This is a genomic window from Jezberella sp. (assembly GCF_964834465.1).
The window spans coordinates 34,973-53,242 of the sequence record NZ_CBAZRM010000014.1 but is presented as its reverse complement, the minus strand read 5'-3'; the positions used below and the strand labels follow the sequence as shown (position 1 = coordinate 53,242).

At 50.9% G+C, this 18,270-nt stretch carries 20 protein-coding genes and 1 tRNA gene; 8 read left to right on the top strand and 13 right to left on the bottom strand.

Going from position 1 to position 18,270, the window contains the following annotated elements; all coding sequences use genetic code 11:
- The first annotated feature begins 11 nt into the window (after window positions 1–11).
- Entirely contained in the window at window positions 12–722 is a 711-nt protein-coding gene (locus tag AC1W8Y_RS11990) for an epoxyqueuosine reductase QueH (RefSeq protein ID WP_482014716.1), read from the top strand.
- Here AC1W8Y_RS11990 and AC1W8Y_RS11985 read toward each other — a convergent pair.
- The 4 genes from AC1W8Y_RS11985 to nudC all read right to left on the bottom strand — a co-directional run bounded on the left by AC1W8Y_RS11985 (window position 688) and on the right by nudC (window position 6,073).
- On the bottom strand, window positions 688–1,509 hold the full coding sequence (locus AC1W8Y_RS11985; RefSeq protein WP_482014715.1) for a ChbG/HpnK family deacetylase: 822 nt from the start codon (window positions 1,507–1,509) through the stop codon (window positions 688–690). The two genes, AC1W8Y_RS11990 and AC1W8Y_RS11985, sit on opposite strands and share 35 nt — an antisense overlap.
- Window positions 1,506–2,525: a glycosyltransferase family 2 protein gene (locus AC1W8Y_RS11980; protein ID WP_482014714.1), complete on the bottom strand. Its 1,020-nt coding sequence runs from the start codon at window positions 2,523–2,525 to the stop codon at window positions 1,506–1,508. Before AC1W8Y_RS11980 ends, AC1W8Y_RS11985 begins: the two co-directional genes overlap by 4 nt.
- 88 nt (window positions 2,526–2,613) lie before the next feature.
- Window positions 2,614–5,202, bottom strand: coding sequence for an ATP-dependent chaperone ClpB (gene clpB / locus AC1W8Y_RS11975; protein ID WP_482014713.1), 2,589 nt, complete (start codon window positions 5,200–5,202; stop codon window positions 2,614–2,616).
- 91 nt (window positions 5,203–5,293) lie between these two features.
- Window positions 5,294–6,073 carry an NAD(+) diphosphatase gene (nudC, locus tag AC1W8Y_RS11970; RefSeq protein WP_482014712.1) on the bottom strand — a complete coding sequence of 260 codons (780 nt, stop codon included), beginning with the start codon at window positions 6,071–6,073 and terminating at the stop codon, window positions 5,294–5,296.
- A 150-nt stretch (window positions 6,074–6,223) separates the two neighbouring features.
- On the opposite strand from nudC, the gene AC1W8Y_RS11965 reads away from it, so the two are divergent.
- Window positions 6,224–7,228, top strand: coding sequence for an asparaginase (locus AC1W8Y_RS11965; protein WP_482014711.1), 1,005 nt, complete (start codon window positions 6,224–6,226; stop codon window positions 7,226–7,228).
- Between the two features lie 72 nt (window positions 7,229–7,300).
- The gene (locus tag AC1W8Y_RS11960) at window positions 7,301–8,638 is read left to right on the top strand and encodes an NAD(P)H-dependent oxidoreductase (protein WP_482014710.1); all 1,338 of its coding nucleotides are present in this window, start codon (window positions 7,301–7,303) and stop codon (window positions 8,636–8,638) included.
- 33 nt (window positions 8,639–8,671) lie between these two features.
- Here the strand turns inward: AC1W8Y_RS11960 and AC1W8Y_RS11955 are convergent, their stop codons facing one another.
- The 3 genes from AC1W8Y_RS11955 to AC1W8Y_RS11945 are packed head-to-tail and all read right to left on the bottom strand — an operon-like array spanning window position 8,672 to window position 11,218.
- Window positions 8,672–9,940, bottom strand: coding sequence for an MFS transporter (locus AC1W8Y_RS11955; protein ID WP_482014709.1), 1,269 nt, complete (start codon window positions 9,938–9,940; stop codon window positions 8,672–8,674).
- Between the two features lie 15 nt (window positions 9,941–9,955).
- Window positions 9,956–10,813, bottom strand: a complete 858-nt coding sequence (locus tag AC1W8Y_RS11950; protein WP_482014708.1) for a DMT family transporter — start codon at window positions 10,811–10,813, stop codon at window positions 9,956–9,958.
- Window positions 10,814–11,218 (bottom strand): YchJ family protein, encoded by a 405-nt coding sequence (locus AC1W8Y_RS11945; protein ID WP_482014707.1) that lies wholly within the window; start codon window positions 11,216–11,218, stop codon window positions 10,814–10,816.
- 135 nt (window positions 11,219–11,353) lie between these two features.
- Here AC1W8Y_RS11945 and AC1W8Y_RS11940 point away from each other — a divergent pair, with 135 nt between their 5' ends.
- The 5 genes from AC1W8Y_RS11940 to AC1W8Y_RS11920 all read left to right on the top strand — a co-directional run bounded on the left by AC1W8Y_RS11940 (window position 11,354) and on the right by AC1W8Y_RS11920 (window position 14,060).
- Entirely contained in the window at window positions 11,354–11,494 is a 141-nt protein-coding gene (locus tag AC1W8Y_RS11940; protein WP_482014706.1) for a hypothetical protein, read from the top strand.
- 33 nt (window positions 11,495–11,527) lie between these two features.
- Window positions 11,528–12,094: a chromate transporter gene (locus AC1W8Y_RS11935; RefSeq protein WP_482014705.1), complete on the top strand. Its 567-nt coding sequence runs from the start codon at window positions 11,528–11,530 to the stop codon at window positions 12,092–12,094.
- Window positions 12,091–12,678 (top strand): chromate transporter, encoded by a 588-nt coding sequence (locus AC1W8Y_RS11930; RefSeq protein ID WP_482014704.1) that lies wholly within the window; start codon window positions 12,091–12,093, stop codon window positions 12,676–12,678. Before AC1W8Y_RS11935 ends, AC1W8Y_RS11930 begins: the two co-directional genes overlap by 4 nt.
- Window positions 12,679–12,783: 105 nt before the next feature.
- Window positions 12,784–13,842 carry a J domain-containing protein gene (locus tag AC1W8Y_RS11925; protein WP_482014703.1) on the top strand — a complete coding sequence of 353 codons (1,059 nt, stop codon included), beginning with the start codon at window positions 12,784–12,786 and terminating at the stop codon, window positions 13,840–13,842.
- Window positions 13,839–14,060, top strand: a complete 222-nt coding sequence (locus tag AC1W8Y_RS11920; protein WP_482014702.1) for a SlyX family protein — start codon at window positions 13,839–13,841, stop codon at window positions 14,058–14,060. The genes AC1W8Y_RS11925 and AC1W8Y_RS11920 overlap by 4 nt, the downstream gene beginning before the upstream one ends.
- Here AC1W8Y_RS11920 and AC1W8Y_RS11915 read toward each other — a convergent pair.
- The 6 genes from AC1W8Y_RS11915 to cynS all read right to left on the bottom strand — a co-directional run bounded on the left by AC1W8Y_RS11915 (window position 14,057) and on the right by cynS (window position 18,206).
- On the bottom strand, window positions 14,057–14,950 hold the full coding sequence (locus tag AC1W8Y_RS11915; protein WP_482014701.1) for an alpha/beta hydrolase: 894 nt from the start codon (window positions 14,948–14,950) through the stop codon (window positions 14,057–14,059). The two genes, AC1W8Y_RS11920 and AC1W8Y_RS11915, sit on opposite strands and share 4 nt — an antisense overlap.
- 59 nt (window positions 14,951–15,009) lie before the next feature.
- The gene (locus AC1W8Y_RS11910; protein WP_482014700.1) at window positions 15,010–15,735 is read right to left on the bottom strand and encodes an LrgB family protein; all 726 of its coding nucleotides are present in this window, start codon (window positions 15,733–15,735) and stop codon (window positions 15,010–15,012) included.
- Complete coding sequence (locus AC1W8Y_RS11905) at window positions 15,728–16,078, bottom strand: CidA/LrgA family protein (RefSeq protein WP_482014699.1); 351 nt, start codon at window positions 16,076–16,078, stop codon at window positions 15,728–15,730. The genes AC1W8Y_RS11910 and AC1W8Y_RS11905 overlap by 8 nt, the downstream gene beginning before the upstream one ends.
- Before the next feature lie 27 nt (window positions 16,079–16,105).
- Window positions 16,106–16,182: transfer RNA gene (locus tag AC1W8Y_RS11900), tRNA-Met, on the bottom strand.
- A gap of 135 nt (window positions 16,183–16,317) precedes the next feature.
- Entirely contained in the window at window positions 16,318–17,688 is a 1,371-nt protein-coding gene (locus AC1W8Y_RS11895) for a surface-adhesin E family protein (protein WP_482014698.1), read from the bottom strand.
- Window positions 17,689–17,762: 74 nt separating this feature from the next.
- Window positions 17,763–18,206 carry a cyanase gene (gene cynS / locus AC1W8Y_RS11890; protein ID WP_482014756.1) on the bottom strand — a complete coding sequence of 148 codons (444 nt, stop codon included), beginning with the start codon at window positions 18,204–18,206 and terminating at the stop codon, window positions 17,763–17,765.
- Window positions 18,207–18,270 lie beyond the last annotated feature (64 nt).

Below are 18,270 nucleotides of genomic sequence, written 5' to 3'. Positions count from 1 at the left end.
AAAATAGGTGTATGAAAACGCCACTACGCCCCACGATGAATTTGCCAGAAGGACGCAGCAAAGTTTTGCTGCACTCTTGTTGCGCCCCTTGCTCTGGCGAGGTCATGGAGGCCATGCTGGAAGCGGGCATCAACTACTCTATTTTCTTTTACAACCCAAACATTCATCCAGTCAAAGAGTACGAAATCCGGAAGAATGAAAACATTCGATTCGCAGAGCAACACGGCATCGAACTCATCGATGCAGACTACGACGTTGACAATTGGTTTGACCGAATCAAAGGTCTAGAAAATGAACCAGAGCGAGGCGAACGCTGCACGAAGTGCTTCGATATGCGATTCGAGCGCACCGCGTTGTACGCACACGAACACGGTTTCGACACGATCTCTAGCTCGCTCGGCATCTCTCGCTGGAAGGACATGAATCAGATCAACGGCTGCGGTGAACGTGCTGCCGCACGATATGACGATCTCGTGTACTGGACTTATAACTGGCGCAAGCACGGTGGTTCTCAACGGATGATTGAAATCAGCAAGCGCGAAGCGTTCTACCAGCAAGAGTACTGCGGTTGCGTCTATTCGCTTCGTGACACTAACCGCCATCGACGATCACAGGGACGTGACCGAATCGAACTGGGTGTCAAATTTTATGGCAAATCAGAATTCGAAACCCAAGAAATCACTCGGGTTAAGCCGCAAGGTTCAGGGTCGACAAACGGCTGATTTTTAGATCAAGTTTTGAAAGCAGTGCTGAGAAGGCTTCGCTGCCTAACACTTGGTACTCGGTGACTCGGTCTAAACCGTAGCGGTCAGCCCCCTCAACCCTCGTTGCGGGATGGGACATCAATAATGTACCGGTGACGGCCTGGCTTAACCAATCGTCAAGCATGGTCAAGTAATGAGGATGCGGCCGCGCGAAGTCATAGACCCCCATAAAATCAGCGTTCATTCGAAACCCCTGTTGCTGGGCTTGCGTGCGAAGCGCGTTTGCACCAAGTGCACCAATCAAATGTGCTTTGACCCTTTGCATCAGCGGTAAACCGCGAGTAAGTTTCCCGGGCCGGGTACTTCTGAGCCAGATTGAGCGTTTGGGATATCGCTGCACAAGCGCCGCCAGCAGGGCTTCGCGAATCAGCGGCAACTGATGAACGTGTTCGTGTCCGTCAATAAAATCAGGCGCTCGACCACAGCCCTTTTCGAACAGGTCAAGTTGATGGTCGATTTGCGCCCGCACCCGAAGCATCGGCAAACGACGCAAATATGCCTGCAAAATTAAAGAGGCAACGGGCTGCCTGATGTCAGTACCCGCCAACGGTTCGGTAAAATTAAGGTGCAGGCCAATATCGGTGTTGCTGCAGGCCAACTGCGCTGCATCCTCGGCAAAATATGCCGCTTGCGTCAAGCAACTCACCGCACTTAGGCGCTGTTGATCGATCAGCCGCAGAATCCCTTCGTTGATACCGCGCGCAAGACCAAAATCGTCGGCACAAATCCCAATGCATCGAGTCAAGGCGAGCGCCCCTCGTTTGATTGATCTGCCGCTGATCTCTTGTAAAGGATTCCTTGATCTCTTTTGACTAAATATAAAGGTCGGCCTTTGACTTCCTTGAAGATACCTGCGATGTATTCCCCGACGATGCCCAGCGCCAACATGTTCAGACCGCTAAAAAAACACAAGATGGTGACGATCGTCGGCCACCCGCTTACCGGGTTACCGATGAGCCAGTCTTCAAGAATAATAAAGACACCATAGGAAAACGAACAAATCGACACAAAAAAGCCAAGCAGGCTCAACGCACGCAACGGCCAAGTGGTAAATGCTGTTAAACCCGCAAGGGCGAGGCTCATGAGTTTGAACACGTTGAACCTAGACTCACCGAATTGTCTGGAGGCGGGGGTATACGTCATTGCCTCTGAATCGAAACCGACCCAGGCGTACAGACCCTTCATGAAACGATTTCGCTCTGGCAACTGCAATAAAGCGTCAACCACTTTTCTGTCCAACAAGCGAAAGTCGCCTGCGTGGGACGGAACCTCTACATCCCCTGAGACCGACAGTAAACGATAAAACAACCTTGATCCGACCCGCTTACCCCAACTTTCGTCGTTTCGGTGGGCTCTGACGGCGTAAACCATGTCGCGTCCCGTCACCCATCGCTGCAGCATGGAAGGGATCAATTCTGGCGGATGTTGCATATCAGCATCCAGAATCAGTACAACATCTCCCTTGGCCGCTTCAAGGCCTGCAGTGATCGCCGGTTCTTTGCCAAAATTGCGAGACAACTGCACGTATCGAAACCCAGGGTTTTGAGACCAAGCAAGCATCAGCTCTGTCGTTTGATCTTTGCTACCGTCGTCAACCACGATGACTTCCCAGCAGGTGCAAACGGAAATCAACATCGCCTGCAATGCTGGCAGCAATAGACTCAGGTTTGCTTGCTCGTTGTAAGCGGGCACAACACACGAGACAACTGCAGTGTCAAGGTGGCGAAGCGATAGATTGGTCTGATTGTGTTCGATGGTCATCGTGTGGACAGAGTTTCACCCGGCTCATATGAATCATATCTGCCATTGTAGTGTCTCTGCCACTCAACCTATACAAAACCTCGTCAGCTTACTGAAGGGTACGGGTAAATTCAAACTTACCATCACGATAATCAACAGGAACCACGTCGTTAGGCCCAAATTTACCTTGTAAGATCAACTTCGCAATCGGATTTTCAAGCATTTGCTGAATTGCCCGCTTCAAGGGTCTTGCCCCAAAGAGGGGATCAAACCCTCCTCGAGCGAGCTCAGCGAGCGCCGCGTCACTGACTTCCAACACCATATCTTTTTCAGCCATCCGTTTAGCCAAACGATCAACTTGAATGGCTGCGATGCGCTCGATATTTGTCTTGTCCAAGGCATGGAAGACCACGACTTCATCAATCCTGTTCAAGAATTCTGGTCGGAAGTGTTGTTTTACCTCTTCCCAAACCACTTCTTTCACGGCTTCATAGGCCTGACCTGCCATATGCTGAATTTGTTGTGAACCGAGGTTCGATGTCATGACAATGACTGTATTTCTGAAGTCAACCGTCCGACCCTGACCATCTGTCAATCGACCATCGTCAAGCACTTGCAGCAATACGTTGAAAACATCTGGATGGGCTTTTTCAACTTCATCTAGCAATACCACGCTATAAGGTTTACGGCGAACGGCCTCGGTCAAGTAACCGCCCTCTTCATATCCGACATAGCCCGGCGGGGCACCAATCAAACGCGCGACAGAGTGTTTCTCCATGAATTCACTCATATCGATACGGATCATGTGCTCGTCCGAATCAAACAAAAAGTCAGCCAAGGCTTTCGTCAGCTCTGTTTTACCAACCCCAGTGGGCCCCAGGAATAAAAACGATCCATACGGGCGCGCGGGATCAGACAAACCCGCGCGGGAGCGACGTATGGCATCAGCGACCAGCCCGACGGCCTCGTCCTGGCCCACGACTCGCTTGTGCAAGCGCTCTTCCATCTTGAGCAGCTTGTCGCGTTCACCCGTCATCATCTTTGAGACAGGAATGCCAGTGGCGCGGGAAACGACTTCGGCGATCTCTTCGGCACCGACCTGCGTGCGCAGCAATCTGGGCTTTTCAATTGCTTCTTGTGGTGACACTTCGGCGGCTTTCAAGCGGGCTTCGAGATCAGGCAATTTGCCATACTGAATCTCGGCCAATTTATCAAACTGCCCTTTTCGCTGCAGCTCTGCCATGTCAGCACGCGCGCGTTCGATTTCTTCTTTGATCGACTGCGTCCCTTGAACGGCTGCTTTTTCGCGTCTCCAGATGACTTCAAAATCGTTGTACTCGCGTTGAAGCTTTTCGAGCTCTTCTTCGATAATTTGCAGACGACGCTTAGAGGCATCATCTGATTCTTTTTTTACCGCCTCTCGCTCAATCTTGAGTTGAATGATGCGGCGATCAAGCTTATCCATCACCTCAGGTTTTGAGTCGATCTCCATGCGGATTCGGGCGGCGGCCTCATCGATCAGATCAATCGCCTTATCGGGCAGAAAGCGATCTGTGATGTAACGATTGGATAGCTCAGCAGCCGCCACAATAGCGGGATCAGTGATCTGCACCCCATGGTGAAGTTCGTAACGCTCTTGTAATCCGCGCAGAATGGCAATCGTTGACTCAACGTTTGGCTCGTTGACCATGACTTTCTGGAAGCGACGCTCAAGGGCGGCATCCTTCTCAACATACTTACGGTATTCATCAAGTGTTGTAGCACCGATGCAATGCAACTCACCGCGCGCAAGCGCGGGCTTAAGCATATTGCCAGCATCCATGGCCCCTTCGGCTTTACCAGCCCCTACCATCGTGTGTAACTCATCGATAAAAACAATGACGTTACCTTCTTCCTGTGCAAGCTCTTTGAGTACGGATTTCAGCCGCTCTTCGAATTCACCTCTGAACTTTGCCCCAGCCAACAGACTGGCCATGTCAAGCGAAAGTACTCTTTTGCCTCTCAGAGACTCAGGCACTTCGTCGTTGATGATCCGTTGTGCAAGACCTTCGACAATGGCTGTTTTACCGACCCCAGGCTCACCGATCAGTACGGGATTGTTTTTAGTCCGACGTTGCAGAATCTGGATTGTTCGGCGAATTTCATCATCACGACCAATCACTGGGTCAAGCTTGCCTTGCCGCGCACGGTCGGTCAGATCCATGGTGTATTTTTCGAGCGCTTGTCGCTTGGATTCACCCTCTTGGTCTGTCACGGCCGCACCGCCACGCACCGCATCAATGGCGGCTTCAAGGGCCTTACGCTGCAACCCCGTCTCTCTCAGAGCACGCCCTGCCGAACCCTTGTCGTCGGCAAGTGCCAGCAAAAACAATTCACTTGGGATGTAGGTATCACCTCGTTTCGTGGCTTCTTTTTCAACTTGAGTGAACAAGTTCTGTAAGTCGCGTCCGATCTGAACCGTGGTGTCTGCCCCTTTGACTTGGGGCAAGCTCTTTAATGCATAGTCTAACGCGGGGATCAATCTCGCGACGGCAACGCCTGATCTGGAGAGCAAGCTGCTCGCACCACTGTCAGCGTCTTGCATCAGCGCCATCAACACGTGAATTGGCTCTATATATTGATGATCACTGTGGGCAGCAAGACTTTGAGCATCAGCCAACGCTTGTTGGAATTTGGTCGTCAATTTATCAAAACGCATTGTTTAGTCCCTCAGTTGGGCAGGTAACTAACCTGAATTGGATGATCTCTATATAGGGATGATCATCTCAATTTCAATACGCGCAACAACCTTAAGACCTGCTTCGGTAGATCGCTTCATCAATTAATCGGCGAGCAATGCTCACTCGATCCGGCAAAGTCGGGAGGTTGTCGATACTGAACCAGTCAGCATCTTCAATCTCTGCAGGATCAGGCGTGATTTCGCCGCTCACATAGTCAGCAAAGAAAGCGATCATGAGCGAATTCGGAAAAGGCCAAGACTGGCTTTGAAAGTACTCCATTTCACCGATTTCAATACCAACCTCCTCACGCACTTCTCGACGAGCGCACTCTTCAAGCGTTTCGCCTGCTTCAACGAAGCCAGCAAGTGCACTAAACATGCCGGGCTTGAAATGTGGGCTACGGCCAAGCAGCAATTCGTCTTTACCCCGGCGAACCAGCACCATGATGGCAGGCGAGATTCGCGGATAACAGATCAATCCGCAAGCTGGACATTCAGCGGCAAACTCATTGGTTTTTAGTATTGTAGGGGTCGCGCACTTACCGCAAAAGCGGTGATTGGCTTTCCAATCCATCAATTGCGTGGCTCTGCCGGCCAAGGCAAACACCTCAGGCCCCGCCAAACTAAACAAGCTTCGGACAGGTGTGAGTTGACCGACAATATGTGAGGGCAATTCAAGAAAATCGCTGGCGTAACAGGGCTCACCCTGATAGTGCCCCACGAAAATCGGGTCTGCCCAGTCACCAAAATCTTCTCGTTGCGCCCGAGGGAACATCGCGACCCCGTTCTCATCGAGCGAAATTAGCAGTTGATTTTGCTGACGAAGCAACCAATAACACATTTGACTCATAGAAGATCCCAATGATGGCGTGAGCTGGAACAACAACGGGTTAATTGTAAATGCAGTGGCAATTTGAAACTAATGCACTCGCCGTACAAGCGCGAAAGCGAGTTATCCTAATAAAAAACCCAACGATAAGCTCTGAAACGGATAGATCCCATGCACAACAAACCCACCGTCGCCGTCATCAGCACAGGCGGCACGATCACCTCGATTAGCGGACTCGGTGAACTCGACCTTTTTGAATACAGTGCCACCGGCAGACGGTTGGATGCAAATCAAATGATGGAAATGTTCCCTCAGGCAAACCAGGTCGCCGATATTATCCCAGTCCCTTTCGAGGCTCTTTTGTCGACCGCGATTTCGTTTCCCCACTGGAAGCGCCTTGCGCAGACCATCGAGAACCTTGTCGAAAAGCATCCTCAACTGGCTGGCATTGTCATCCTGCACGGCACCTCTGCGATGGAAGAAACGGCCTTTGCGCTGAACTTGAGCTTAAAGGTCGACGTGCCGGTTGTCATTACAGGCTCTCAACGACCAGCGAGCTCGCTGTCGACAGATGCGGGCATCAACATCTATAACGCAGTGCGCGTTGCTGCCTGTCCTGATGCTCGAGGTTTGGGCGTACTGGTCTGTTTAAACGATGAAATTCATGCAGCGCGCGATGTGACCAAGACATCCAACGGGCGGTTGCAGACGTTTCGTGCGGCAGATTTTGGTGCGCTTGGTCATGCGGACGGTGACCAAGTGGTGATTTATCGTAAACCAACGCGGCCAACGTATCCGAACACTGAATTCACGCTCGATGAGATGGAAACAATGCCCAGGGTAGATATCTCTTATAGCTATGCAGGTAGCGATGGGACTGCTATTCGTGCATTCGTGGCAGCGGGTGCACAGGGGATTGTCGGGGCCGCCTTTGCACCGGGGCTGCTGGGCCCCGACGATATGACGGCGATGAAAGAAGCAGCCGCACAGAGTATTTGTGTTGTCTTATCCTCCAGAGCGGGATCCGGACGCGTCTTTGGCCCGAGCCACAATCGCGCAGCTGGATTTTTGCAAGCAGACAATCTTAACCCCCAAAAAGCACGTATTCTGCTTGCTTTTGCCTTAACGAAAACAAGAGACTTGGCTGAAATCCAACGGATTTTCAACACCTATTAACACCAAGCCTACTTCGCAGCCAGACCGAGATTAACCATCGATCGGCCGACCATCACTCAAAGGAGATTAGACATGTCCCTATTTGCAAAACTTAAAAGCAGGGCCGCTACTGGCAACCCCGTCAGAGTCGGTCTGATTGGTGCAGGCAAATTTGGATCGATGTATCTCTCGCAGATACCGCGCACGCCAGGCGTGCATTTGGTTGGATTGGCCGATTTGTCTCCGGACCGCGCTCGCGAGGCCTTACACAAAGTGGGGTGGGTCAAAGAGCAGTACCAGGCTCAGTCGTGGGATGAGGCCCGCAAATCCGGTTCAACGTTCGTGACAGATGATGCGGACGGGATGATTGCTAGTGGTCACGTCGATATTTTGATTGATGCGACGGGCAGCCCCGCGGCAGGTATCCATCACGCCCTATTGTGTTTCAAACACGGCAAACATATCGTGATGGTCAACGTAGAGGCCGACGTGCTCGCGGGCCCCTATCTTGCCAAAAAAGCAGCCGAAGCTGGCGTTATTTACTCAATGGCCTCGGGCGACCAACCTGCGCTGATCGCTGAGATGGTCGACTGGGCACGATCCACGGGCTTTGACGTGGTTTGTGCTGGCAAAGGGACAAAATATTTGCCCATTTATCACCAATCAACGCCGGATACCGTTTGGGGTCACTACGGCTTTACCGATGAGCAAGTGGGCTCTGGCGACTTCAACGCGCAAATGTTTAATTCATTTTTGGATGGCACCAAGTCAGCGCTCGAAATGGCCGCTGTCGCCAACGCTTGTGATTTACGTCCCCCTGCAGACGGATTGTTGTTCCCCCCTTGCGGGGTGGATGATTTACCCCATATTCTGCGACCGATCGCCGATGGGGGCGTTTTATCGCACAAGGGCAACGTTGAGGTCGTGTCATCTATCGAACGCGATGGACGACCTGTCTTTCGCGATTTGCGCTGGGGGGTTTATGTCGTGTTCGAAGCACCGACTGACTATGTAAAAAGCTGTTTTTCTCAATACGGCTTAAAAACAGATGCGAGCGGCCGCTACGCTGCCATGTACAAACCTTATCATCTGATTGGACTGGAACTGGGTACTTCGATCGCGAGTATTGCCTGTCGTCAGGAGGCCACTGGGTCGACCATGGGCTTTCACGGCGACGTTGCTGCATGCGCTAAACGAGCACTCAAGGCGGGCGAAAAACTCGATGGCGAAGGTGGCTATACGGTTTATGGCAAGGTCATGCCAGCGGCAGACTCACTCAAACTGGGGGCTTTGCCGATTGGTTTAGCGCATCACGTGACGCTCAAGAACGACGTGGCCGCGGGGCATCCTGTCAGGTGGGTGGATATTGAGATCGACAAGACCAAAGAGGCTGTTCGCGTGCGTCTTGAGATGGAGACGCTTTTTCGCTGAATATCGTCAACGAGGTCTTGACCCACGACTGGTTCAATCTGAGTGGGCTGATGGGTCTTTCTTAAACCAAAGGCCCTGTTTGAAGCTGCTACCAATCAAAAACACCGCAGCAATCGCGGGGCTGATGATAAAAATTGCGCGATATCCCAGAATAAAAGACCCAGTGCCATCTGGCCCATGTTCGCCCACCGTTTGAGCGACTTGCTGAAAAATCCATAACCAAGTGAAAGCCCCCGCGATAACACCAATCGTGCGGGTAAATTGTGTCAGGCTGCCAGCCACCCCTTTTGAGTGCGCAGGCAAGGCGGCGACCACGAGGTCGGCGTAGGCTACTTGATAGACCCCCAATCCCAAACCACAAACAAGCAGAGAAGTCACCATGGCTGCTAGCGACCCATCTGGTGACCAAAACGCAATCGAGCCTACCCCAAACATCGTGACCCAGGCCGACCAGAAGGCCATCGACGGTATACGAACGAATCTAACCAGTCGGGGCGCAAAAAACGAACCTACGACGGTGCCAGTCGCCCAAATACCCAACAGAACACCACATTGAGTAAAGGACCAGCCAAGCGTCCTAACCATGTAGTAAGGCACCATCAGGGGAACAGCAAATACTGTCCACTGAATCACAAAACTGGACACATTGATCCAGAGAAAATTGTTATTTTCAATCGTCACTCGTGACAATATGGGCCAAACCGCATAATCACCGGATGGTCGGGGCTGGGGCTCATTCGTCTGATTGGGTAAGTGGATGAATCGCAGGCAAATCAACGCGAGTAGAACAATCGGCACGCGAAACCAATAAACGCCTGGCCAACCATAGGCGCCTGTCATCACACCGCCAATGACTGGCGCGAGCGCTGCCGCAACAGCAAAATAAGCCCCGTATAAGGATAGTGCCCATGTCCGCCGGCTATCGTGAAACAGTTTAAGCACTAAGGCTGGCGCACAAGAGAGCGTTAGCGCCGTGGCAACGCCCTGGACGACCCGACCAATCAGAAGCAGACGAAAAGTCGGCGCCACGGCACACAACAGAAAGGCAAGCACCCCAAGCACCAAACCCAAGCGAAAAACTTTCAGGTGCCCCACCCTGTCCCCAATTGAACCAAATGAAAGCATCAATCCGCCGTAACTGAGCATGTAGCAAACTGCCACCCATCGGATGCTTTGCGTGCTCAGGTCAAATGCTTGTGTCATTGCCGGAAACGCAACATTGACAGAAAAGTCTAAAGGGGCGATGGAAGCCCCAAGACAGATGACCGCCATGCCAAGGGTGGTGGATCGGCTAATTTTCAAAGTGACTCAATGTATTTATCGGCGTTGCCACCAAATAAGCCCAGCGCCACTCAGGATGATAATTGCCATCCCTGCACGCGTGGGTGCATCCGGGGTATAGCGAAAAAAGATAAAACCAACCAACGTCGCAAAAATAATCTGCGCGTAACTAAAAGGGGCCAATGACGCAACCGAACCCAAACGGTAAGCATGGGTTAGCAAAAGATGTCCCACCGTTGCCAGAGAGCTAGCGACCACCATGAGGGCGAGGGCTTGAGCGTTGGGGGTTTGCCAAAAAGACACAACCACGGCACTCAATAACAAGGTACAAACTAAACTCGTCAGAAAATTGGTCGCTATCATGTGATCAGATGCCAAAACTCGCCGAGTCAAAATTTGAAAGCTGGCCATCGCAAAGGCCGCCGCCACAGGCAGCAAGATAGCAGGGGTAAAAAGGGCACTACCAGGCCGAACAATGATCAACACGCCCACTAAGGCCGAAATCACCGCCACCCATTGCCCTGTTTGAATATGTTCGTGCAAAAACTTGCCCGAATACCACGTCACGATCACCGGTGCAAGAAAGACGACGGCAGTAGCCTCTCCCACCGGCACATAACGTAGCCCTAAGACAAAAAACATGCTTGACATCAGCATGCATAACCCTCGCAAGGCTTGTAATTTGTATTGTTGAGAGTGAAAAATGGTTTTGCCCATTTTTGGAAGAAAGATCCCCGCCGTCAACACAGTCTGGATGGTAAAGCGCGCCCATAGGATCATGATAGGCGGATAGGTGAGGGTCAAATATTTCGTGATGCCATCATGACTGGCGAACAGCAAAGTGGAGACCAAAATGAATAACACCCCGTATAACGGCTGCTTCGGTGCGTTCATTTACTGACCATCCAGGTAATACCAGCGCCCTGCCCGTCGAACAAACCGACTAGTCTCTTGCAACCGAGCTCCCCGTCCGTCCTGTCTGTATCGAGCAACAAACGTCACCGTGGCCGAGTATTCATCCGTGACGCTGTACTGTTTGATGTCCAACCCAAGCCACTTGAGTTTGCGATCAAATTCCAGACTCTGGGGACGATTTTCAAGTGCCCACGTATCGAGCAAATAGGATTCATTTTCAAGGGTATACGCAGTATACCTTGATCGCATGAGCGCCAGAGCATCTGGTGCCGGCTCAGTATCGAAAGACTCAATGTAACGAATGCAGCACTGAAGCACGGGTATTGGTGTCTGCTTAGGCGACAAAGACCCGCAGGGACAGTGTTTGACGGCGGCACTCAGCATTCGAGGGGGATCGTTAGAGGGTTCGAACAAGCACCTATTTTAAGCTGGCAAACAACATTCGCACGAATGTTGTTTGATAACATGTATCAAATGTTAATTTATGCTGTTTAATCAGCCACTCAAGAGGGAATACAAATGAGCAATGCAGATCATTCGCACGACAATCACCCGCACGCTGGTGCCGGCAAAGGCAGGTTAGCGATCGTCCTCATCATGTTAATACCCTCAGCGTTGACACTAGGTTGGGTGCTTCATTTGGTCGCTTCTGGGCAGTAAGATGCCTTTAGATTCAGGCAATTGATTGACCGAATGACTCAGCCCACACATCCTGCGCCAAGCTCTCTTGGTGATTTATTTATGTCTTTTACGCGACTAGCGTTACAAGGCTTCGGCGGCGTACTCGCTTTTATGGAGCGCACACTGGTCGAACAAAAAAAATGGATGACCCGCGAGGAATTTGTTCAAGAGTGGGCCGTTGCACGAACGATGCCTGGGCCGCCCGCCATGAACTTGAGCATCATGGTCGGTGCAAAGTACTTTGGCTGGAGAGGGGCCGTTGTTGCTGCTGCCGGCATGCTGATGGTGCCGTCGATCACCGTGATTGTTTTAGGCATTGCCTACGCGCAGTTCGGTGACTACCCTCAAGTGACACACGCTTTGCGGGCGATGGGCGCTGTCGCTGCTGGTTTCATCATGGCAACCGGGATTAAATTACTGACAGCGCTGAAGCACAACCCCCTTGGTATCCCGCTGTGTGCAGCTTTGGCCATCACTGGCTTTACCACCATTGCGCTGTTGCATTGGCACTCTATTCTTGTGCTTGCCGTACTGGGACTGGTAGGCAGCACTCTTGCTTACCGGCAATTCAAACCGTGAACAGCACCCTAAAAATCGTGCTGACTTGGTCAGACTGGCAGGATCTGTTTAAACATTTGCTCGCTTATTCTGTGGCATCCATCGGTGGACCACTCGGTTTAGTGTCGGAACTGCATCGGTATTTGGTCACGCAACAACATTGGTTGACGGATGGACAATTCAACGCTTCCGTCGTGCTTGCTCAGGCAGCGCCTGGTCCAAATGTGCTGTTTGTCGCGCTTCTTGGATGGAACATTGGGATGAATGCGGGAGGCTACCTTTTTGCACCAGGGGCGGCAATCTTGTCACTCGTGGGTATTTTATTGCCGAGTTGCAGCATGATGTTTTTCGCAACGAAATGGATATCACGCAATCAGAATTTGAGATCGGTTCGGGCCTTTAAGCAGGGCATGAGCCCCACCGTGATTGCCATGCTGATCGCTTCAGGATGGTTATTGGCAACAGCGAACGCGTCGGACTCAAGCGATTGGCCATTGTGGATCACGACTGCGGTTGCTGCAGCGTTGGTGATTCATGGTCGGATCAACATGTTCTGGCTCTTGGCGATCAGCGCGTTTCTGGGTGCGGTTGGGTTGATTGCCTGAAAACTTAAGCAGATTGACTTAAAAGCTCGCTCGTTTCAAAGAGCTGAAGCATTTCGTCAAGTATAGTGTTGGGCTTCGCCCTCTTATCTTACTTAATAGCAATGAATGAATAGCGGCATCGTCATCACTCGACAAGAATCGGGCCCCATCAGCATCGAGCAGCAAGAATTTACAGCGCTGGTAGACGAGGCCAAGTCTTTGGCAGAAAAGACCGCATCCCTGCGCGCCTTGATCGACGAGCATCGAGTGACGTTTTGGGGCATCGTCAGGCCCTTGCAAGCTCGACAGGCAGGGTTGAAACGGGCCACGATCCTGATGTTGGATGAGAAACTTTCAATAGAAGGGCTGACAGCCAAGCAACAGCGGCAGATTAAGCGAATTATCTGTCGCACCGCTAAAGAATTTGCCCAAAAGGGTGATGCTGAAATGCGTTTGCTGCACGACAAACACAGCGAAGAAACATTAGCCGAAATCGAAAAATCTCAAGCTGATGAGGCCAAATCGTATTTCGAGCAGATGATGGGTGAAGATCTCGACGAAGAAGATGACTTTGAAAATATCGACGATGTGCTGCATGCAAGCATTGAACGGATGCGTAAACAGGCTGAGGCACGTGAAAAAGTCAAAGAAAAACGCAGAAAACGCGCCGGCAAATCAGCCGTGGATCACGGCCTAGCTGAGGACGATTTCGACACAAAGGCCACGCTCAGAGCCATTTACCGTCAATTAGCGAGTGCTTTACACCCTGACCGCGAAACTGATCCTGTGAAGCGTACCTACAAAACCAGCTTGATGAGCGAAGCAAATACCGCTTACGAGCAACACGATTTGTTTACATTGCTACAACTGCAATCCAAAGCAAATCTTACTGAAAAGCAAATTACCGCCAGTCTTTCAGTAGAAAAAATACCTGCACTGATACAACTGCTTGAGCACAGAATCCAGTTATTACGCCGAGCGTTACGCGATATAGAGATCGAGACGGTCGCAGAGTTTGTCTTACCTTCTGCCGTATCGATCACAGCACCTTCATTAAAGTCACATCTGAAAAAAACGCAGCTTGATTTGATGAGCAATATTACCGACCTCAAAGCCGACATGGTCAACATGTCGACGCGGATCGGCCTCAAACGCTGGTTAAAAGAACAAGACGAGCTTCTATGATGGGCGATGATGTCGACGTAGATAAGAGGTTGACAGATCTAGAGGTAAAGCTATCCTTGGCGGATGACATGCTTGATCAGCTAAGCCAAACGCTGTTCAGACAACAGCGACAAATTGAATCTCTGGCGCAAGAAATCGGTATTTTGCGTCGGCAAACCTCGCCAGAAGGCAACACACAGTTGCCAAGCTTACGAGACGAATTGCCGCCACATTATTAAACGCTCGCCCGCTCAGTGCCTTTATCGCGTGTGATCAAGTGTTCGGTGAACCAGTCTTTTGCCAGGTTCGAGCACTCTGCTAGACGCAGATTGTAGGGTTGATAGTGACCACCTTTGAATAGATGCAACTTCTTAGGCTCACGCGCAGTCTCGAACGCAGCCAGCTGATCGTCTGTCGGGCAACGCATGTCATGGTCAGCAATAATCATCAATAGGGGTGTCGGGGCAATCCGAGGGATATAAATCCCTGGTTCATACGCCATGCGAAGATCCAAGGTGCGTAACGTGACCGAATTAACGTAAGTGGTCCCAACCCCTGCGACTTCGCTCCATTCGTAGCTCTCTGAGCCCTCTAATGAAATCGGCACAAGTTTGGGTGGCAAGCCCTTCGCTCGGTTAATTCGATCTTCGTTCATCGCGTCAAGCACAGCATCTAACTTATCGGTGGGTGTGGCTCTCAGCGTATTTTTGTAGCCGCTCACCGTGGGTACTTGCGACACGACACACTTCACGCGCCGGTCAGTGGCAGCAACCACCAAGACGTGCCCGCCAGAATAGCTTGTCCCCCAGACGCCAATCCGGTTTGAGTCGATTTGTTGCTGCATCACCGCCCAGGTGATGACATCGCGCATGTCCGCGATCTGCTGCCACGGATCAAGCTCGAGCCGAGGTTCACCTGCACTTGCCCCTGTGTTGCGATGGTCATACACCACGCAGGCGAAACCAGCGTTGACAAAAACATCAGCGGTTTGATCTAGGGACATCTCTTTGACTGCGCCAAAACCATGACTCATCACAATGGTTGGAAAAGGCGCTGAAGGCAGATCGGGCGTGTAAAACCACGCATCCAGTTCGACACCGTTGGCCATTATTTTTGTGTTCGTTCTCAAGGTCGCTCTCCCACACCAAGCTCAATTTTTTTAGCACTTCAACGTCTATGACGCGCTGATCAATTAAAAAATCCGTAGACCATCGGTATCACAATGGATCCCGTGATGCCATGCAACCCCATTGCTAAACTTGCATAGGTGCCTGCCTCGGCATTGATACTGAATGCCCTTGACGCCCCAATGCCGTGGGCACCGACACCAATTGCAAACCCTCTCTGCCACCATGACTTTATGTGTAAAAAGTTCAACACGTAAGGGGCAATAATCGCGCCCAGTATCCCCGTGCAAACGGCAAAGATGGCTGTCAATGTGGGTGATGTACCGATTCTTTCGGCAATCCCCATGGCAATTGGGGCTGTGACCGACTTTGAATACAAGGCACCGACAATATTTTTATCAGCACCCAGCGCGGTTGCGATCCCGACTGCCGAGGTAATTGAGATGGCGCCCCCAGCGCAAAGCGCAACAACGAGTGGAACCGCCCTCTTTTTCAGACTGTTTATGCCGCGGTAGATCGGAATAGCCAAACCCACGGTCGCCGAGCCAAGCAAAAAATGAATAAACTGTGCACCCAGAAAATACTTGTCATACGGCATATCAATCAAGGTGATGAACACCGCCACCAGAATCACAGCAATCGCTACAGGATTGACGAGTGGATTTTGGTGAGTTCGCTGATAGGCAAGCAAGCCAATCTGGTAGGCAACTAAAGTGATAAATAGCGCCAGTAACGGGCTGCCGGATAAGTAAACCCAAATTTCAACAATTGAGTTTGAATTAATCACTGGGCTTAGTCCCTGCGCTAAACAGTTTCAAGATCACTGCCGCCCCAGCGATCGTCAGGACAACGCTGCCAAATAACGCGCAAATAATTGCCACTGCGTTTTCTTTTAATTGCGGCAAAAATAAAACAACCCCGACGGCGGCTGGCACAAACAGTAAGCCTAGATACTTGCTGAGGGTATCGCTGACTAATGCCAGTTCAGCATTTACTCGCTTTTTCTTGATCAACCAGAACAACAGCAATACCAACCCGATCACAGGCCCGGGCAAAGACGAGAGCCACAGTTTAGAGATCAGCTCGCCTAAACACTGAAAAAATAGGATTTGAATGAGACCGGAAATCATCCACTGATTATAACCTGCCTGCTTTTCTGGTGGCGCATCCCTGATTCGAACAGGGGACCTTCGGATTATGATTCCGCTGCTCTAACCGACTGAGCTAATGCGCCATCTGTATTGCTGTGGGTCGTGCTGCTATCGGTGCATCGACTGACGCTTTAACGTCTTTCTTTACAAATCCACCGAAGTCGTAAATTCTAGCATTTTTTGATGCAGCCAGACAAGTTGCGGCCAAAAGAATACACCTACCTGACCCCTGCCTTCACGCTTTCTAGAGGATAAGGATCGATTTTCGGCACCAAACCATCGTCATAGACCATCACCTTACGATAAAGATCAAGCTGAATGTGAGCAGACCTCTCTGGATCGAAAAGATAAACCGACCATTCATCCACTTTATCCTCCCTCAACCGATACTTGGTGCCATTGTTCCAAGATTCCGTCCAGACGGGCTTACCACCCTCTTGCCCGGTGTAATCAATGCGACCAGTGCCATAGACGACCGAAACGACATTAGCGCCGGTAACAGTCCGATCATTGCCTTGCCCGTTCAGGCCTTTGCCGGCCATCGACCGGGTCTCCGGCGGGCTTTCAGCCATCGGACTTGGGGTGGAGTAGGTTGATGCGGGGGCACGAAAGCACACAATATTTAACAAACGATTTGAATTCACTTCCATAAACGGCCGTCCATTGATACCGGCCCAAGCAAACGCACCCTCTGCTTTTTCAAATTCGTCTTGATACGGTTGCGCGTTCTGCACCTGCATGACTTCGGTATCGACCACGGGCCCTTGACCGTTAGGCTGGCTGTATACAGCAACCCAGCCTCTTCGCCATGACTTATCGGCGCAATTGATCTCAAAGCTTTGCACCAGTGACTGGCCTGCTTGCTGGCCATCTAGGGATACAAAGGCCGATTCTCTATCCTTGGTGTCCACTTGCACCGGATTGACCATGAGTTTGACAATTAAATTGTTGTCTTTTTTGAACACCTGACTGTCATAAAAAAGAGCGCCTGTTCTCGCATTGGCACCTAATTTGAGCCAAGTGGGCTGCCCTGTGTATTCGAAATTAGGTCGAATCGGTGTGTCTGACACATCCGGTGCTGCGGGCACTGCGATGCCTGTTGCGGCTTTCAAATAATCATCTGGCGTGGCACCATCGCACGCGATTTTCTTGAGTGCCCCAAAATGCGCACCAGAGACATTTTCGGCCATCTCGAGATCAGGATCATCATCAACCGCAGGCAGATTATTCACGCTGGCAATTTCGCGATCAGGCACCGTCTCTGGCCGCCCTTTGCCGTTCGCGTTCGTGTAGACAGTTAATCGTTTGAATCCAAATGTATTGTTTTTACAATTGAATTCGACATCGACGATCGCGGAGGCACCTTCTTTGTAAGGAAACAGGTTGTTTAAAATTGAAACAATCGCTACATCGCCCTTTTTGTTGATCACGGGCGAATACGAGACGTCGACAGCAACACTATTCGAAAGATTGTTGGCATCCGCGGGGGTCTTCTGCAACCGCACCCATTGCTCAGCCATCGCAACTCGCCCAATCAGCGAAACAACAACAAAAACGGAAACCAGCACCAATCGTTTCAATTGTCTCATGACGACTGTCGGTCACCTGCCTGAAAAAACCTCATCTGAGAAGTGATCCATTCGGCAGGTGAGCACGCTCCCTATTAATACGTTTTATATGGGAGGAATTTACCAGACAAAACAACCTTCACGCGATCGCCCTTAGGATCAGGCTCACGCGCAATATCCATAGAAAAATCGATTGCGCTCATGATGCCATCGCCGAACTCTTCATGAATGAGTTCTTTGATCGTTGTGCCATAGACACTCACAATTTCGTAACACCGGTAAATCAACGGATCTGTCGGCACGGGCGTAGGCAAAGATCCTTTATACGGCACCACTTGCAACAAATTGACGGCTTCTGCTGGTAGGCCGAACAGTTTGCCTAAGATCGTGGCTTGCTGCTTCGTACATGTCATTTGACCAAGGCAGGCTGCCGTGACCCACTCTTTTGATAATTTGAGTTTTGTCGCGACGTCAGACCACTTCAGGCCTTTTTGCACTTTGGCTGAATAAATGAGATCAGTGACATCTTCACGAGTCATCGGCTTTTGAACGGCGATTGCTTTCATTGAACTGCTCCTTAAATTGAAATAAAGCCTGCAAAGT

Excerpts from the sequence above, each read along its gene's own strand:
- AC1W8Y_RS11990 (WP_482014716.1), top strand. The coding sequence starts at position 12 with ATGAAAACGCCACTACGCCCCACGATGAATTTGCCAGAAGGACGCAGC.
- AC1W8Y_RS11980 (WP_482014714.1), bottom strand. The coding sequence starts at position 2,525 with ATGACCATCGAACACAATCAGACCAATCTATCGCTTCGCCACCTTGAC.
- clpB (WP_482014713.1), bottom strand. The coding sequence starts at position 5,202 with ATGCGTTTTGATAAATTGACGACCAAATTCCAACAAGCGTTGGCTGAT.
- nudC (WP_482014712.1), bottom strand. The coding sequence starts at position 6,073 with ATGAGTCAAATGTGTTATTGGTTGCTTCGTCAGCAAAATCAACTGCTA.
- AC1W8Y_RS11965 (WP_482014711.1), top strand. The coding sequence starts at position 6,224 with ATGCACAACAAACCCACCGTCGCCGTCATCAGCACAGGCGGCACGATC.
- AC1W8Y_RS11960 (WP_482014710.1), top strand. The coding sequence starts at position 7,301 with ATGTCCCTATTTGCAAAACTTAAAAGCAGGGCCGCTACTGGCAACCCC.
- AC1W8Y_RS11950 (WP_482014708.1), bottom strand. The coding sequence starts at position 10,813 with ATGAACGCACCGAAGCAGCCGTTATACGGGGTGTTATTCATTTTGGTC.
- AC1W8Y_RS11945 (WP_482014707.1), bottom strand. The coding sequence starts at position 11,218 with ATGCTGAGTGCCGCCGTCAAACACTGTCCCTGCGGGTCTTTGTCGCCT.
- AC1W8Y_RS11940 (WP_482014706.1), top strand. The coding sequence starts at position 11,354 with ATGAGCAATGCAGATCATTCGCACGACAATCACCCGCACGCTGGTGCC.
- AC1W8Y_RS11935 (WP_482014705.1), top strand. The coding sequence starts at position 11,528 with ATGACTCAGCCCACACATCCTGCGCCAAGCTCTCTTGGTGATTTATTT.
- AC1W8Y_RS11925 (WP_482014703.1), top strand. The coding sequence starts at position 12,784 with ATGAATAGCGGCATCGTCATCACTCGACAAGAATCGGGCCCCATCAGC.
- AC1W8Y_RS11920 (WP_482014702.1), top strand. The coding sequence starts at position 13,839 with ATGATGGGCGATGATGTCGACGTAGATAAGAGGTTGACAGATCTAGAG.
- AC1W8Y_RS11905 (WP_482014699.1), bottom strand. The coding sequence starts at position 16,078 with ATGATTTCCGGTCTCATTCAAATCCTATTTTTTCAGTGTTTAGGCGAG.
- AC1W8Y_RS11895 (WP_482014698.1), bottom strand. The coding sequence starts at position 17,688 with ATGAGACAATTGAAACGATTGGTGCTGGTTTCCGTTTTTGTTGTTGTT.
- cynS (WP_482014756.1), bottom strand. The coding sequence starts at position 18,206 with ATGACTCGTGAAGATGTCACTGATCTCATTTATTCAGCCAAAGTGCAA.